This is a genomic window from bacterium (genome assembly GCA_023150945.1).
In the GTDB taxonomy this organism is placed as follows: Bacteria; Zhuqueibacterota; Zhuqueibacteria; order Zhuqueibacterales; family Zhuqueibacteraceae; genus Coneutiohabitans.
Genome location: JAKLJX010000005.1, coordinates 30,131 through 45,528 on the forward strand (window position 1 = coordinate 30,131; position 15,398 = coordinate 45,528).

Annotated in this window: 13 protein-coding genes; all 13 read right to left on the reverse strand. The window is 59.9% G+C overall.

Going from position 1 to position 15,398, the window contains the following annotated elements; all coding sequences use genetic code 11:
* Window positions 1–35: 35 nt before the first annotated feature.
* The 13 genes from L6R21_08405 to L6R21_08465 all read right to left on the reverse strand — a co-directional run bounded on the left by L6R21_08405 (window position 36) and on the right by L6R21_08465 (window position 15,310).
* Window positions 36–977 carry a hypothetical protein gene (locus tag L6R21_08405; GenBank protein MCK6559209.1) on the reverse strand — a complete coding sequence of 314 codons (942 nt, stop codon included), beginning with the start codon at window positions 975–977 and terminating at the stop codon, window positions 36–38.
* A 679-nt stretch (window positions 978–1,656) separates the two neighbouring features.
* Entirely contained in the window at window positions 1,657–3,006 is a 1,350-nt protein-coding gene (locus tag L6R21_08410; protein MCK6559210.1) for an AAA-like domain-containing protein, read from the reverse strand.
* A gap of 56 nt (window positions 3,007–3,062) precedes the next feature.
* Window positions 3,063–3,620, reverse strand: coding sequence for a sigma-70 family RNA polymerase sigma factor (locus L6R21_08415; GenBank protein ID MCK6559211.1), 558 nt, complete (start codon window positions 3,618–3,620; stop codon window positions 3,063–3,065).
* 125 nt (window positions 3,621–3,745) lie between these two features.
* On the reverse strand, window positions 3,746–6,862 hold the full coding sequence (locus L6R21_08420; protein MCK6559212.1) for an efflux RND transporter permease subunit: 3,117 nt from the start codon (window positions 6,860–6,862) through the stop codon (window positions 3,746–3,748).
* 124 nt (window positions 6,863–6,986) lie between these two features.
* Entirely contained in the window at window positions 6,987–7,370 is a 384-nt protein-coding gene (locus L6R21_08425; GenBank protein ID MCK6559213.1) for a GxxExxY protein, read from the reverse strand.
* A gap of 73 nt (window positions 7,371–7,443) precedes the next feature.
* A complete protein-coding gene (locus L6R21_08430) occupies window positions 7,444–8,526 on the reverse strand; it encodes an efflux RND transporter periplasmic adaptor subunit (protein MCK6559214.1) in 1,083 nt (360 codons plus the stop codon).
* Window positions 8,527–8,717: 191 nt separating this feature from the next.
* Entirely contained in the window at window positions 8,718–10,613 is a 1,896-nt protein-coding gene (locus tag L6R21_08435; protein ID MCK6559215.1) for a monovalent cation:proton antiporter-2 (CPA2) family protein, read from the reverse strand.
* A gap of 12 nt (window positions 10,614–10,625) precedes the next feature.
* The gene (locus L6R21_08440; protein MCK6559216.1) at window positions 10,626–11,225 is read right to left on the reverse strand and encodes an NAD(P)H-dependent oxidoreductase; all 600 of its coding nucleotides are present in this window, start codon (window positions 11,223–11,225) and stop codon (window positions 10,626–10,628) included.
* 267 nt (window positions 11,226–11,492) lie between these two features.
* Complete coding sequence (locus L6R21_08445; protein MCK6559217.1) at window positions 11,493–11,918, reverse strand: OsmC family protein; 426 nt, start codon at window positions 11,916–11,918, stop codon at window positions 11,493–11,495.
* A gap of 117 nt (window positions 11,919–12,035) precedes the next feature.
* Window positions 12,036–12,683 carry a hypothetical protein gene (locus L6R21_08450; GenBank protein MCK6559218.1) on the reverse strand — a complete coding sequence of 216 codons (648 nt, stop codon included), beginning with the start codon at window positions 12,681–12,683 and terminating at the stop codon, window positions 12,036–12,038.
* A 172-nt stretch (window positions 12,684–12,855) separates the two neighbouring features.
* A complete protein-coding gene (locus tag L6R21_08455; protein MCK6559219.1) occupies window positions 12,856–13,464 on the reverse strand; it encodes a YceI family protein in 609 nt (202 codons plus the stop codon).
* A gap of 82 nt (window positions 13,465–13,546) precedes the next feature.
* A complete protein-coding gene (locus tag L6R21_08460) occupies window positions 13,547–14,032 on the reverse strand; it encodes a MarR family transcriptional regulator (GenBank protein MCK6559220.1) in 486 nt (161 codons plus the stop codon).
* Window positions 14,033–14,479: 447 nt separating this feature from the next.
* The gene (locus tag L6R21_08465; protein ID MCK6559221.1) at window positions 14,480–15,310 is read right to left on the reverse strand and encodes a phosphatase PAP2 family protein; all 831 of its coding nucleotides are present in this window, start codon (window positions 15,308–15,310) and stop codon (window positions 14,480–14,482) included.
* Window positions 15,311–15,398 lie beyond the last annotated feature (88 nt).

Below are 15,398 nucleotides of genomic sequence, written 5' to 3' on the forward strand. Positions count from 1 at the left end.
CGGGGGTGGTGAAGCTTGGTGAGGCCGGTGCGGCCTCAGCGCGGGGTGTGCTCCTGCTCGAGTTTCAATTTCCTCTGCCAGAGTTGGCCGGCACTTTCGGAAGCAGCACGTGAGATTTGGATCAAAGTGGCGGCAGCGCTGAGCATCATGCTCTGCCCCTGCACCAGCGTTTGCTGGTGGACGGTGTTGTTCGCCTGCTCGCCATACTCCACCGCGGCCAGTTTCTCCTGAAACGGCGTGAAGCGCGCTTGCAGTTTCTTGATTTCCTCCGGCCACCATTTCTGCAGTGCCGCCAGATATTCGTTGTCAACCGCAAGCTGTTTTTCCACCGTGGCAACGTGGAGCGCGTGCGTCGCTCTGGGCTCCGCTATCATGCCCACGCCGGGGCCGCCGGGCACTTGCGGAATCTTTTTCTGCTCCGCTTCCGCCCAGGTCTTGATCTCCTCCTGCCGGCGCTGACGATCGGCGTCGAGCTGCTGCTTTTTCTTGGCGGTCGCATCGGGGTTGGTGTATTCGCTGTTGACCGCGACGCTCATTTCGCCGAATGCCGCCACCGCTGCCTGCACTTCTTCCGATTCCGGCTGCACGCTTTGCATGCCCAGGGCCATCTGGCTCATTTGCATCGCAAATTGGATTTTTTGCTCCGGGCTCATGGCGTCGAGTTTCTTTTGCATTTCCTGCGGATCGATTTGTTGCATTGCCTGCACGCCGGGCTGTGCCAAAGCCGCGTTGAGTGCCGTGAGGCGCTGTTCCAGCGCGGCAAGCGCCTCGGCAGTGGGCTGGTAGAACTTCTTCGCATCGCAATTCTCGAAGCCCTCTTTCTCGGTGCACACCAGGCGGGAGTGCGCCGTTTTGGCGTCGGCCGGCGGTGCTGGAACTTTATCAAACTGTTCGATGAGGTTGACTTTGACCATTTCCTGGCTGAAGGCCAATGCCGGCAGCAACAGCCCCAACACCAGAAAAGCAAATCGACGCATGGTGATCTCCTTGCAAAGTTATTGAACTGGGTTTCACGAGTATCTTGAAGTCCGGCCTGCGCGTGATCGGGTCATCAATAGATCCTCAATCGCGGTTCAAGATCGCCGGATGGCAATTTGACATGACTTTGTCAGATTCACCGCGGAGAGGCGGAGTTCGCTGAGAATTCCGGCACTCTCGCCCTGCGGACTGCGCGACGCAGCGGATATTTTGCAAAGTGTGATCGTGTCAGGTTAGCCCGAAGCACGAGAGGCAGCACCCGTTGGGATGGCACCACACGTGACAGCCGTCTGTGTGCCGCTCCTTTGAACATTTGTCGGTTCAGGCTCAAAACAAAATTCCGAAAGACTCTGAATGGCAAAGCAAACTTTTGAACCACGGAGACGCGGAGATCGCAGAGGTGTCAGAGCACAAAAGCCTTTCGCCGCGCTGGCAGCGCTTGTGCGATTCCGGTGAGGACTTTGTGACTATCTGTTGCCCCAGATTGGTCGAATGCATTCCCGCCAGCCGGCGTTCAGATCTCCACTTGCCTGAATTCTGGCCTAGTAGGTTGGGACGGCTCATTTGACCGGTTATTCGGATGAGTCTTGTGAATGACTCGGCGAAGTCTTCACAGGCTCCCTGCAGGATGATGATCGGGCCGGCTATGCTGCGCAAGGTAACGGTGCACCAGGTGCACTAGACTTCATCATCGCCGGCGGGATCGAGGAAATCCAGCTCATTGCCCTCGATGGAGAGCAGATCGCCGCGCGCATAGGCGTCGTTCGCGGCCTCGTCTTCGCCGGCGGCACTTTCGCCGGCCAGCGCGCCGCGGCTGATGAGCTGTTTCTCCAGCAGGAACATTTCGTCCGCGCGCTCGCTTTCATCCAGCAGCATGCGAATGCGCAGGAATTCATCCATCAGGCCGTATTCCTCGTGCGAAACCGCGGCGAGAATGTGTTGCGCGATCAGCCAGGCGATGGCCTCCTCGTCCGCGACCCGGCGTGCGGCGCGGCGCGGTATGCGGGTGGGAAATTCCGGCGAAGCCACGGCGAAAAGATTCTTGAGGGTCTCCAGCATGCCGTGGATTTCGAGCCGGTGCAACTCGGCGTCATAGACGTGGCCGCGATCCTCGTAACAAATCTTGCGCAGCGCATCCACCAGATCCCTGGCATTGATGACGCCATCGGGGTTGCTTTCCTCATTGGCCAGCAGGTATGATCCCAGCAGTTGCAGCAAATGCGGATGGCCACCGGCCAGCGCAGCCACGCGCGCAATGAGGGCCGGCTGCACTTGCAGGCGCAGGCCCTGCTGCTCGGCCGCTTGCGCCGCCTGTGCCAGCTTGGTTGCGATGAGCTGCGCCGCTTCGGCCTGTGCCAAAGGCGATAGCGTGATCGTCTTCGCAAAGAAGCGATTGAGGCCCGCATCCTCCTTGAGCATCTCTTGAAAAAACGGACTCACGCCCGCCAATAGAAAGCGGACATTTTTCACGCCGTTTTGCTGCGCGTGCATGATGAGGCTGCGGAGCAGCCGCGCCAGAGGAACCGGGCACTTGTCCGCTTCATCGACGGCAAAGATGAGAAGCTGCTGCGCCGCGATGATTTTCTGCAGATTCTCCTGCGTGATGATCTTCTTCAGCGCGGCGAGTTCATGCCCGGCCTTCAAGTACCCGCAGATTTCGGCAGATTCCACGTCATACTCCGTCCCCAGTTTGAAGGTCACGGTGTTGGCTGCTTCGTTCCAGCGGACGAAAGCCTGCAGCAGCAGCCGCGCTGCCTGGTCCACGGTCTTCACGTCTTTGTCGGCCACCGCGAGGACGGTTTTTGCGCAGCGCGGCTTGCCTTCCATGAGCGCGCGAATTCTGGCCATGAGCGAGGATTTCCCCATGCCCATGGGGCCTTGTATTGCCACTGCGGCTTTGACCAGGCCTTGCTCGATCAGGCGCAGTGCTTCGCTGCGGCCGAAAAAATCCTCGGGCAGGCCGGCGATTTCCGCGGGGGTAAAGGGGTTTGCAAACATGTTGTCGCGCACGTCAAGATCGCGTTTCAATCAGAATGTTGACCGACCGAATGGGCAGACTGGTCACGCCGTTGTGGTTCGATTATTCACGCGTGTGTCTTTTCTCGGCTGGACCGGCACGTGCAATCCAAGCACCCATGTTGCGCACAAACGCGGCAGGTTTCCTCCAGCCGTTGGCGCAGCGCCTGGCGTGCGCGGTGGCGGCGGACTTTCAAATTGTTGCGATTGATGCCGAGCTGGTCAGCCACCAACGCCGGATCGGCCTCCGTGAGCTCCATCCTCTCAATCAACTGGGCATACTTCGGCTTGAGGGTTGGAATCAACTCCCGAATGCAGGCGCACAAGGCGGCTTCGTCGTCGGACTCCGGTTCGGCAACGTGCTCCGGCAGCGCCGGACTCTTTTCGAAGTGTTTCGCTTCAACCTGCCGGCGCCGGTAAACATCGGTGATGGCGTTGTTCAAGATGCGATAGAACCAGGGCACGAGCTTTTCCTCATCCCGCAGCTCCGGCGCGGCGCGCAGCGCCTTGAGCAGACTGTCTTGCAACACGTCTTCGGCCAGCGCCGAATCGGAAACCTTCCGCCGAACGTAGGCGAGCAATTGCTCACGCTGGTTCAGCAGTTTTGAAGTTATGAGGTCGCGCATGATCCCGTCAGTCTCAAAGTCCATTGGCCGGGAGCCGGCCCGAGTCAACTTGGCGCAAAAGCACCGAGGCAGCAGGCAGCCGTTCAGTGCAAATGGGACTTTGCTTCTTTCATCTCGCGCTCAGTTCAGGCCACCGCTTCGCCGACGCGCTCGCTGCGGGCATGCGCCGCCGGTTCATTGCCATTGGTCGCGCCGACTTTCACCGTGGTGAAGCGCGCGAGCAGCGTGTAAACCACCGGCACCAGCACCAGCGTGAGAAACGTCGACAGCAGCATGCCGCCCACCACCGCGATGCCCAACGGCCGCCGCGATTCCGCGCCCGCGCCCAAGCCAATGGCGATGGGCAGAATGCCGAAGATGGTCGCGAACGAGGTCATCAGAATCGGCCGCAAGCGGATGGTAGCCGCATCGGCAACGGCATCGAACAGGCGCTCGCCCCGCTCCTGCAGTTGGTTGGCAAATTCCACGATCAGAATGGCGTTCTTGGTCACCAAACCGATCAGCATGATCAAGCCGATCTGCGAGTAGATGTTGATGCTTTGCCCGAAGAAATACAGCGCGGCCAGAGCGCCGGCAACCGCCAGCGGCACCGACAGCAAGATCGTGAGCGGGTGAATGAAGCTTTCGAATTGCGCCGCCAGCACCAGATAGATGAACACCACCGCGAAGGCGAAGAGAAAATAGAGCGCGCTGCTGGATTCGCGGAATTCGCGCGACTGGCCGGTCAAGTCGCGCTTGATCGTGGGCGGCAGGCTGGTGTCGGCGATGCGGTCGAGATCATTCAAGGCCTGGCCCAGGCTCACGCCCGGCACCATGCTGGCGGTGATCGTCGCCGAGCGCACGCGATTGAAGTGATTCAACTCTTTCGGCGCCACGGTTTCCTTCACATTCACGACATTCGCGAGCTGCACCAAGCCGTTGGCGCCGCGCAGGTAGATGCCCTCGATGGTGTTGGGCGTGGCGCGGTCCGTGGGTTTGAGCTGCACGATGACATCGTACTGTTTGCCGCCGCGTTTGAAGTCGGTGACCACGCGGCCGCCGAGGAAGGTTTCGAGCGTGCTGCCGATGTCCGTCACCGAAACGCCGAGTAACGCCGCGCGCTCGCGGTCGATGGTGATCTCGAGCTGCGGCTTGTTCAGGCGCAAATCACTGTCGAGATTGATGAGGTAGCCGAGTTGCGAGGCCTGCGCCATCATGATGGCGACTGCGCTCTGCAGTTCCTCGTAGGTGTCGGCCTGCAGCACGTATGCCACCGGCGTGAAATTGAAATCCGCGCCCAGGCTCGGCGGGTTCAACACAAACGCCAGCACGCCCGGAATCGAAAAGAGCTGCGGGAAAAGCTCCTGCACGATTTGCTGCTGCGATTTTTGCCGTTCACTTGCCGGCTTCAGGTTCAGGAAGATGAAGCCATTGGTGACGCGGCCAGGCCCGGCAAAGCCCACGCCGGTGGCGGTGAACACGCCGTTGGTTTCGGGCCGGCTGAGCATGATCTGTTCGATCTGCCGCACGTAGCGGTCGGTGTAATCGAGCGTGGCGCCTTCGGGCGCGATGACGATGCCGAAGCCGACGCCGCGATCCTCGGTCGGCACCAGCTCGCTGGGCAGCAGCTTGAACAGCGCGGCGCTGATCGCGATCATGACCACGCCCACACTCACCACCAGCACGCGATGCCGCAACGCGCCGTGCACGATGCGATGGTAGGTGCGCTCCAGCCATTCGAAGAAGGTGTCAAACGAGCGCGAAGCCCAGCTCGAGCTGGTGTGATGCAGCGGTTTCAGCATGCGCGAGCTCATCATTGGCGTCAAGGTCAGGGCGACGAAGCCGGAGATCAGCACCGCCACCGCCACCGTCACGCCGAACTCATTGAACAGGCGGCCGATGTTGCCGGTGAGAAAGGCGAGCGGCACGAACACGGCCACCAGCGCGATCGTCGTGGCCAGCACCGCAAAGCCGATTTCTTTGGCGCCGTCAAGCGCGGCCTGCAGGCGGGACTTGCCCATTTCCATGTGGCGGTAGATGTTTTCGAGCATGACGATGGCATCATCCACCACCAGACCGATGGCGAGCACCAGCGCCAGCAGCGTGAGGATGTTGATGGTGTAGCCGAGAAAATATCCCACCGCAAACGTGCCGATGATGGAAATCGGGATGGCGAAGGTGGGGATGAGCGTGGCGCGGAAACTTTTGAGAAACGCGATGATCACCAGCACCACCAGCCCGAAGGCAATCAGCAGCGTTTCCGCCACTTCGTTGATGGAGCTCTGAATGAAGGTGGCGGAATTGTAGGCCACCTCGAGCTGCATGCCCTCCGGCAGCGTCTTTTGCAGCTCCGGCAGCGCGTCGATCACGGTTTGCGCCACTTGCAGCGTGCTGGCGCGCGTTTGTTTCACTACGCCCAGACCGGTGGTGGGCTTGCCGTTCCACCGCACCGCGGTGCGCTCGTCTTGCGCGCCGAGCGCCACTTCCGCCACATCGCCCAGGCGCACGAGCTCATCGCCGCTTTGCTTGACAATGATGGCGCCAAATTCCTCCGGCGTGGCCAAATCGCCGCGCGTGCGCACGGTGAATTCACGGTTTTCGCCCTCCACGCGGCCCGCCGGAATTTCCGCGTTTTCGCGGCGGATGGCGTTTTCGATATCCTGCGGCGTGAGGCCGCGCGCCGCCATGCGTTGCGAATCCAGCCACACGCGCATGGCATAGCGCCGCTCGCCGCCCATGAAGATCGAACCCACGCCCGGCAAACGCAACAGCCGCTCTTTCAGAATGCGCTCGGCGGCGTCGGTCAATTCCAGGTTGTTGTGGCGGTCGCTGATCAACGCCAGCCACATGATCGGCTGGGCGTTGACGTCGATCTTTTGGATGATGGGATCATCGGCCTCGCGCGGCAGCAGGCCGCGCACACTCGCGACGCGGTCGCGCACGTCGTTGGCGGCCTGATCGACGTCGCGATCAAGCTCGAAGGTGATGGTGATCGCCGAGCCTTGTTCCTGGCTGGAAGAGGTGATCGTCTTCACGCCCTCGATGGTGGAAAGCTGCTCTTCCAGAATGTCGGTGATTTCGGTTTCGATCACGTTCGGGCTGGCGCCGCGATAGAAGGTGGTGACCGAAACCACGGGCGGATCGATGTCGGGATATTCGCGCACCGGCAACTGCGTGAAGGACACCACGCCGAAGATGATGATCACCAGACTCATCACCGTGGCGAGCACCGGCCGCTGTATTGAAATTTCACTGAGCTTCATTATTTATCTCCAATGTTGAGTTTTTAACCGCGAATGAACGCCAATTAACGCGAATGAAAAATATTCACTTCCGTTAGGTTGATTAGTCGTAGTTCGCGGTATTTGAGCCATTCGAACAGCAAACTCATCGCGCTTCATCCAAAACAAGCCGTTCCCATTCCAACTTGCGGTGTTTGTAATTGATGATGACGCCGACCTTCAATCCGGTTATCCTGAGATAGTTGAGTATCGTTCCACGATGGTCATCGATAATGGTTTCGACGGTTTTGGTATCGACGATCACGCGGTTTTCGACCACAAGGACGGGAATAAATTCATCAACTAACTCATTGCGATAATAAACCGGAAATCGGGTTTGCTTGCTATAGTCGATACCTTGATGCTTGAATTCAACCGCAAGCGAGTTTTCATACGTTTTTTCTCGCAGACCGCGCCCAAGTGTATTGTGGACGGCCATCGCGCATCCGATGATTCGGAAGACCAAGTCTTTTTCCAAAAGCTCTGCCATCTTTGTTCCTTCCACAAAAAATTGGCGTTTATTCGCGTTCATTCGCGGTCAGAAAAAGAGTATCACAATTGTGCTAGTTTTGCGGTGGGGCCGCTGAAATCGGCAGGACCTTGGCGCCAGGGAAGAGTTTTTGATGTCCGGCGCGCACGACCCGGGCGCCCGCGGCCAGGCCGTTGATGATTTCGACATTCTCCCGCTGGCGTGTGCCCAACTCCACCGGCATTCTCGCCACCGTGCTGTCGGGCTGGATGAGGTAAACCAACGCCTGGTTCCCTTCCACGAAAACGGCCTCACTCGGGATGACGAGCGCGTTGGGCCGCTCATTGAGCACCACCGTCACATTGGCGGACATGCCGGGACGAAACTTGCCGCCGGGGTTGTCGAGCCGCGCCACGATCCGGACCCGGCGCGTCGCCTCATCGACGATGGGCTCGATGACATCCACACGACCGGTCAGTTCATCGTCCGGATAAGCAGTGGTGGAGACGTTCAGCTCCGCGCCCCGCTGCAAGCTGCCGTAGTAGCGTTCAGGCGCGGAAAAGGTGACACGCAGCCGGTCGATCTGCGCCAGCTCGGTGATCGGCGTGCCCGCGCGCAGAAACGTGCCGGGGCTGACGCGGCGCGCGCCGGTGATGCCCGCAAACGGCGCCACGATGCGCGTTTTCTGCAGCCGCGCGCGAATCAAGGCCAGCTCCGCCTCCGCCACTTTGAGCGCGGCCGCGGCATCGTCCAGGCTTTGTGCCGTGCCCAGGCCCTCGTCGGTGATGGTTTTGATGCGCTCGAAGGTCACCCTGCGCTGTGCGAGAATCGCCTGCGCGCGCTCTTCTTCCGCGCGCATTTGCGCATCATCGAGCTGCGCAATCAAACCGCCTTTCGCGATGGCTTGGCCCTCCCGAAAGGGCAGACGGATCACGGTCGCGTCGATTTCAGACACGATCGTGGCGGCGTCTTCTGCTGCAATAGTGCCCACCGCTTCGAAAGGGTCGATGACCGCACTCTGTGCCACCGTGGCGACTTCCACCGGCATGGGCGGCATTTGAAAGCCGCCGCCGCCGCCCTGCTGCTGTGAGCAGGCGGCCAGCATGAACGACAAAGCACCGAGGCCTGCGAGCAGGAGTGTCGAGCTTCCGTGCTGTTGCTTGCATGAAGTCATCATGCGCTAACCATCCTTTCTCCGGGAATGACTTGTGTTAAAGAGACTGCCACGACAACAATTTGCAAATGGAGCTAACGATAGCATTTCGTTCGCTCAAAGCCAAATGTTATTCGATGAAAACGGTCGCGGGTTGCCGGGGAAGAGCCCGTGCACCCTCCTGCGCTGCGGCGTTCCCGGCGGCAGGCCCTTGGTCAGCGCGCCGTCTGCGGGCCAATGAACGCACCCGCGCGCACCTCTTCACGCAGGGTCGCGCTGTCCCAACCGGCGTCGCGGTCAAGATCCGGCTCGGCGTCATCGGCCTGGATCAGCTCTTCCAGCTCGGCGCTGCGGCGGCGCACGGCATTGATGTAAGACTTGTTGTCGGCATAATGCCGGGCCAGTTCGAGCAAAACGCGCTCATCGTGCTGCAGGAAGATTTTGGCGGCGCGTTGCGCGCGATAACCGCGCATGCCCAGCAGCCGCAGGGCATCGATGCCCATGCGCAGGGAGGTGTCCAGCGTCTCGCGATAAACGTGGCGCAGGCCGGCGTTGAGCAGATGATAAGCATCGGGCCGGTCAAGGGCGCGCGCCAACACCTGCAAATTGGGGAAATGCTTTTCCACCGTGTGCACCAGGGCGAGGTTTTTTTCGGGATCGTCGAAGGCGATGATGAGCAAGCGCGCGTGATCCGCGCCGGCGGCCTGCAGCAGCTCGCGGCGCGAGGCATCGCCGTAATACACTTTCAAACCGAGTTTGCGCAACAAGTCCACGCGGTCCGAATCGAAATCGAGCACGGTGGTGACGATGCCGTTGGCCTTCAGCAGCCGCCCCACGGTTTGCGCGAAGCGATCGAAGCCGGCAATGATTACCGGGTTGTGTTCCGCGATGGCATCGGCGGCGCGTTCGTCGCGCGGTTTCGTGCCCACGCGCGGCAACAGCACTTTTTCATTGAACATGATCACCAGCGGTGTGAGCGCCATGCTCAAGGCCACCACCGCGACCAGGGTGCCGGCAACGCGCGCCTCCAGAATATTCTGTTGCGTCGCGAAGGAAAACAGCACAAAGGCAAATTCCCCCACCTGCGCGAGCGCAACGGCAAAGGTCAAGTTCTGATCCGTCCCCATTTTGAAAAACCTGCCGAGCGCGTAGAGCACGAGACCTTTCACGAACATCAATCCCAACACCAGCGCGGCGATCAACAGCGGCGTCTGCACGATCAACGCAAAGTTGATCGACGCGCCCACGGAGATGAAGAACAAGCCCAGCAGCAGCCCTTTGAACGGCTCAATATCGCTCACCAATTCGTGGCGATACTCGCTGTTGGCCAGCACCACGCCGGCAAGAAAGGTTCCGAGCGCGGGGCTCAATCCCACCTGCGTCATCAAGACCGCGATGGCAATGACGAGCAGCAACGCCGCCGCGGTGAAAATTTCCAGTAAGCGCGTTTGCGCGATGAAGCGAAATGCCGGCCGTACGATGAAGCGGCCCGCCACCACGATCAAAGCCACGGCGCTCAACACCACCACGGTCTGCGCCCAGCCGGGCAGCGCGCTCATCCAGGTGTGCTCGGCGCTCGCGGCGGCCGGCGCGCTGGCGAGCAGGGGAAAAAGTGCGAGCATCGGAATCACCGCGATGTCCTGAAACAGCAAGACCGCAAACGAGCTCTGGCCCGCGGAGGTTTTCATCAATCCTTTTTCATTGAGCGTTTGCAGCACGATCGCGGTGGAAGAAAGCGACAGCGTCATGCCAATGGCCGCGGCGGCTTGCCAGGATTGGCCCGCCAGCAACGCCAGCCCGGCAATGACGACGGCAGTCACCACGACCTGCAGGCCGCCCAGCCCGGCAATGGCCGCGCGCATGCGCCACAACAATGCCGGCTCCAGTTCCAGGCCGATGACAAACAGCATCATGACGACGCCGAACTCGGCGAAGTGCATCACGTCCTGACCTTCTGCGCCGATCAAGCCGAGCACACTCGGGCCGATGAGCGCGCCTGCAATCAGATAACCCAGCACCGAGCCGAGTCCGAGTCGCTTCGCAATCGGAACGGAAATCACTGCTGCCGCCAGATAAACCAGGGCTTGAAAGAAGAAGGAATCGCCGTGCATAGGGTCCGCTATTTATTTTCTCATTTGCTGAAGGAATTGCTTGCCACTCTCACCGTGCAGCCAGCTTGCCATATCGAAGTGGCCGTCGCGCAGCCGCTGCAGAAGCTCGAGGTATTCCTGCGCAAAACTTTCGATCTCGTGATCGGCCAGGCGATGCGTGCCATGCACCAAATACGGCGGCAAATACAGCATGCCACACAGCTTGGCGGTTTGCTCGAACGGCAAGAGGAATTCACGGATGGTATGCTGGTGCATGCCCGCGGTTTGATAAGCCTGCTCGCCGCCGCCGGTGGTGACCACGTGCACGAGCTGCTTGCCGCGCAGCGCCGTGCCTTTTGCGCCATAGGCCCAGCCGTGTTCGAGCACGAGATCGGCCCATTGTTTCACCAAGGCCGGTGAGCTATACCAAAACATGGGATGGTGCAGCACAATGGTGTCATGTGCCGCAAGCAGTTGTTGTTCCGCCGCGACGTCCACAAAAAAATCGGGATACGCTTCGTAGAGATCATGAAACGTAATCCCGTCGAGCTGGCCAACGTCGCGAATCAGGCGCGCGTTGATGCGGGATTTTTCCAAAGCGGGGTGCGCGAACAGCAACAACACGCGAGCCATGCGGCGCGGGTCTCCTGTGCGGTAATGAATGTGAAAATCAACCGGCAGCATGATCGCACGGCAAAGCGCGCTGCCGGCGCCTTGCCGTCGATCCTTCAGCCGCGAGCTTGGCCGAACGAATTTGTGCCCGTCCGAAAACGCGAATTCCTGAGAAAATGCTCCCGCAATGGCTCGGCCATTGCACAAAATCTTCGGAGTTTCGGCGACACCCGAAGCTTTGGAAACCTCGGCTCAGCCGAGGGTGGAACATTTCAGGACAGACACCAATCATGCTCCCAGCTTGGCGTCCAGCGTGATCTGTGCGGTGAGGGCGCGGGAGACGATGCAGGTCGCCTTGGCGTCGTTGGCCAGCTCGTCGAACTGGGCGCGCGCCACGCCCGGCACTTTGCCGGTCAGCTCCAGATGAATCGTGGTGATCGTCCAATTGCCCTGCACTTGTTCGAGCGTCAGGTTCGCGCGCGTGCTCAGCTTTTCGGGCGGAAAACCGGCGGCGCTCAACTTCGCGCCCAGCGCCATGGTGAAGCAGCCGGCGTGCGCAGCGGCGATCAATTCTTCAGGATTGGTGCCCGTGCCGGATTCGAACCGGCCGCTGAAGTTGTATGGCGTTTCTTGCAGCGTGCCGCTTTGGGTTGAGAGCGAGCCCTTGCCTTCCTTCAACGTTCCCTGCCAAACAGCAGAAGCATGTCGTTTCATGTGATACTCCTTTGGGTTGAACCGTGTAAGGTTGTGATGCTTGGCGCGGTACAATGCAGCCCGGCATTCTTTGCCGCGCCCTGTTTGAAATTTCCAGACAGCCAGCCGGCGCCGGCCTCAAACCGGCCGGCCGGCAAAGGTTGCGATCAACTCTTGCGCCCGCTCTTGCAGTCCGTGCTTGATCGGCAGGCCGGAGGCGGCCTGCTGATTGATGGCGAGATGATCGCCGGTCTCCAGAAAGCGCTTCATGCCGGTGGTGTTGATCCAGTAATAGAGGCCCCAGTTGCAGAGATCCCATTGGGCGAGATAGGGATTCATCTCATAATCGACATAATACAGCCGGCTGTCGTTCACCACGAAGTTGGTGGGGAAGTAGTCGATGTTGAGTTGGTGACGCTGGAGCAACTCTGCCATGGCAAAAAGCTGGGCGAAAATCGCGGCCGGTACGGCGTCGGCCGCGATCAAGTCGGCGGCAGTGGGGCCGGCAATGTATTCCTTGAGCAAATACTCACGTTGCTCGTCGAACTCCAGCAGCGCCGGCAGCGGCAGGCCGAGGCGGTGCAGGCGTGCATAGGCATGAATCTCGCTTTGGGTTTTGTCGCCGAAAGTGTAATACGCGCACGGTTCATCGTGCATGAGCTTCAACACCCGGTGCTGCGCCCGGCATTCCACCAAATAGGAATAGCCGGATTTGCCCTTGCCCAACAGGGAGAGAACGCGCACCGTGGCGCTTTTCGTGTCGAATGTGGTTCCGGGAGAGAGCATGATCTGGCGCCGGCTGCCGCCGGTTTCCTGATGGGCTTTTGATTTGGAACGAGCGGCCGCGGCGTTGCCTTGTTTGCCTGCCTGCAGAAGATTGCCCGGCGCGGCAACCGGCGCGGATCGTCAGCGATGATCAGCGCCGGTTGCTGCCGGCCGGAGTTGCTGGGTGACGCGCTTACAGCTTGGGCGCGTCTGCGGGTTTCGCAATCGCCTGGACGTTCAGACTGATGTCGACGTCTTTACTGACGATGAGATTGCCGCCTTCCAACGCTTTGTCCCATTTCACGCCGTAATCAAAGCGATTGATGGTGGTGCTGGCTTCGGCGGCCAGGCGCTTGTTGCCCCAGGGGTCGTTGATCATTCCCAGAATCGTGAAGGGCAGCATGATTTCTTTGGTCACGCCGCGGATGGTGAGATCACCGACCGCCATGAAACCCTCACCCCTTTTTTCGATCCTTTTGCTGGTGAAGGTAATGAGCGAGTCCTGGGCGGCATTGAAGAAATCATCACTGCGCAAATGCTTGTCGCGGGCTTCGTTTTCGGTGTCAATGCTCGCCACTTTGATGGTAACGCTGACCGATGACTTGCTGAGATCCTTTTCATCGTATACGATCGTGCCGGAAAAATCCTTGAATTCCCCGGTGACCTTCGCAATCACCATGTGGCGCACGGTGAACAATACGTTCGAGTGCGCCACGTCGATTTCGTATTTTTCGGTGGCGAAGCTGTTGGATAGCAGCAGCCCGCCCACCAGAAGCAAAACAAACGGAGTTTTGAAGCGCATGAGTTTCCTCCAAAATGAAAGGTTATGTGAAAATGCATCATCGTCGATCGTGGCGTGCCGCCACCCGGCGGAGCAGCCGCGATCAACGCGCCGTGGGAATTGACTTGCCCAGCTTCTTCAGCAGCCGGATGAGAGTCGCTCTTTCGTGCGGCGTCAAGGCGCCGGTCAACTGCTCGATGCCGGCAGCATGCTGCGGAAAGATTCCCGCAATCAGCCGGCCGCCGGCTTCGGTCAAATGGATGCGGAACATGCGGCGGTCGTCGCTGTCGGTGACGCGCTTGACCAATCCCTTTTCCTCCAGGCGATCGACCACGCCGGTGACGTTGGCGCCGCTCATCAGCAGCTTGCCAGCTATTTCGCACATCTTCAAGGGTCCGAGATGAGCCAGCACCTCCAACACCGCGAATTGCGGCTGGGTCAGGTCGGCCTCCTTGTGCGACATGGCTTCGGCATGGGCAAAGGAATTGTAGCAGCGCGCCAGCACCACCCACAGTTTCAACGCCTGCTGGCGGCATGCGCTGTACCCCTCGCGGTTGAGCAGGGCTTTGCGGGTCAGATGATCGGCCATGGTTTCGCCGCACTTTCTTTAAGTAAAGATACTTTAAATTTTAAATGTCTGTAGTTTAAAATAAAATCCGTGAGAGTCAAGCCCTTTTTTCGTGGCGACTCCCGACCAGGCAATAAGCTCTACGCAGCAGGGGTGGTGTTTCCCCCCCCGGGAACCGCGGAGGCGCTGCGAGCGCAGAGTCACAGCCTCACCGAAGCTTCACTCTGTGTTCTCTGCACCTCTTCGGTTTGGGCGATGATATTGAGACTGCGCGGTATCCCCAATTGCGCAGGCTCATGGCTGGCCGTGGACTTCGGATTGTAGTCCGTCGGAAATCCGGCGTCATTCCATTGATGCTGTTGATGCCACCAGAGTCGGTGAGCAAGCCGGGCGCCACGTAGTGGCAGGCAGCAATGAGGTTTTGCCAACGATCGCCGGCGCCCGGGCAGGGGAGAAAAGTGCGGGAGATCACCAGGCCACTGTCGTATGCAGGCCGCGGGCCGTGGCAAATACGCGCCACTGGCGGCCGCTCGCTTGGCTGTGATTGCGCTGTCCTTCGAGCCATTTGGCGGCGCTGTTCACGTTTACGATTGCGAAGATCGTGCCCAGCACCACGTCTGACAGCCAGTGATCTTCATTATACAAGCGCGCTGCGCCGCCCACTGTGCCCATGGTGTAGAGCAACATCTTGGCTGGCACTGGCTTGAGGCGGCGCGCAAACGTGTGTGAGGTGGCCATGGCCACCATCGTGTGGCCCGAGAAGAAGGAGTAATAGGCCTCTTCGCCGCGGAAGAAATCAAACTCATCGTGGCCCAGGCCCACATGTGGCCGCGCGCGGCCGGAGATAATCTTGGTGGGATATTGCACCGCGCCGGAGGCCAGCAATCCCGTGGACAGGACGATGCAGCCTTCTCGCAGCCATTCACTGTCGATCACCAGTCCGGTGAGATAAAGCCCGCCGGTGAGCAGGACAACGGTGCGCGGTTCGCCGTATTGCACGCCGAAGTCCGCAAGCTTGTCGCCGGTCTTGCTTTGGTTGCGCTGGAAGAAGCGGTTCACCTCCTCATCGGCGAAGGACACGGCAAAGGTACCGGCAAGGACGGAGCCGAAGATCGCCCAGTCTTTCCCCTGCCAGCGCAGCGGATTGGTCAGCACGTGGCCCGTGCCGGCCAGCACGTCGCCGGCGTCACGAGCAAACTGCTGCGGCCAATTCGTTGTCGATCGCTCCTGGCCGGAGAGGGATTGCGTACAGAGCATCAGGCAGGAAAACATCACGCCACGGCTGAGAGAGGTGTGCATGGAAGAACCTTTGGTTGATGGCAAAAATCCCGCGGGCGCGGGGCGGCTTGCAATGGCGGCGAATATAGCCAGAAACAACGGCCAATGC

Bases quoted from the DNA above. Each gene is read 5' to 3' on its own strand.
- L6R21_08405 (MCK6559209.1), bottom strand. From the start codon at position 977: ATGCGTCGATTTGCTTTTCTGGTGTTGGGGCTGTTGCTGCCGGCATTG.
- L6R21_08435 (MCK6559215.1), bottom strand. From the start codon at position 10,613: ATGCACGGCGATTCCTTCTTCTTTCAAGCCCTGGTTTATCTGGCGGCA.
- L6R21_08450 (MCK6559218.1), bottom strand. From the start codon at position 12,683: ATGCTCTCTCCCGGAACCACATTCGACACGAAAAGCGCCACGGTGCGC.
- L6R21_08415 (MCK6559211.1), bottom strand. From the start codon at position 3,620: ATGCGCGACCTCATAACTTCAAAACTGCTGAACCAGCGTGAGCAATTG.
- L6R21_08460 (MCK6559220.1), bottom strand. From the start codon at position 14,032: ATGGCCGATCATCTGACCCGCAAAGCCCTGCTCAACCGCGAGGGGTAC.
- L6R21_08425 (MCK6559213.1), bottom strand. From the start codon at position 7,370: ATGGCAGAGCTTTTGGAAAAAGACTTGGTCTTCCGAATCATCGGATGC.
- L6R21_08430 (MCK6559214.1), bottom strand. From the start codon at position 8,526: ATGATGACTTCATGCAAGCAACAGCACGGAAGCTCGACACTCCTGCTC.
- L6R21_08455 (MCK6559219.1), bottom strand. From the start codon at position 13,464: ATGCGCTTCAAAACTCCGTTTGTTTTGCTTCTGGTGGGCGGGCTGCTG.
- L6R21_08445 (MCK6559217.1), bottom strand. From the start codon at position 11,918: ATGAAACGACATGCTTCTGCTGTTTGGCAGGGAACGTTGAAGGAAGGC.
- L6R21_08465 (MCK6559221.1), bottom strand. From the start codon at position 15,310: ATGCACACCTCTCTCAGCCGTGGCGTGATGTTTTCCTGCCTGATGCTC.
- L6R21_08440 (MCK6559216.1), bottom strand. From the start codon at position 11,225: ATGGCTCGCGTGTTGTTGCTGTTCGCGCACCCCGCTTTGGAAAAATCC.
- L6R21_08420 (MCK6559212.1), bottom strand. From the start codon at position 6,862: ATGAAGCTCAGTGAAATTTCAATACAGCGGCCGGTGCTCGCCACGGTG.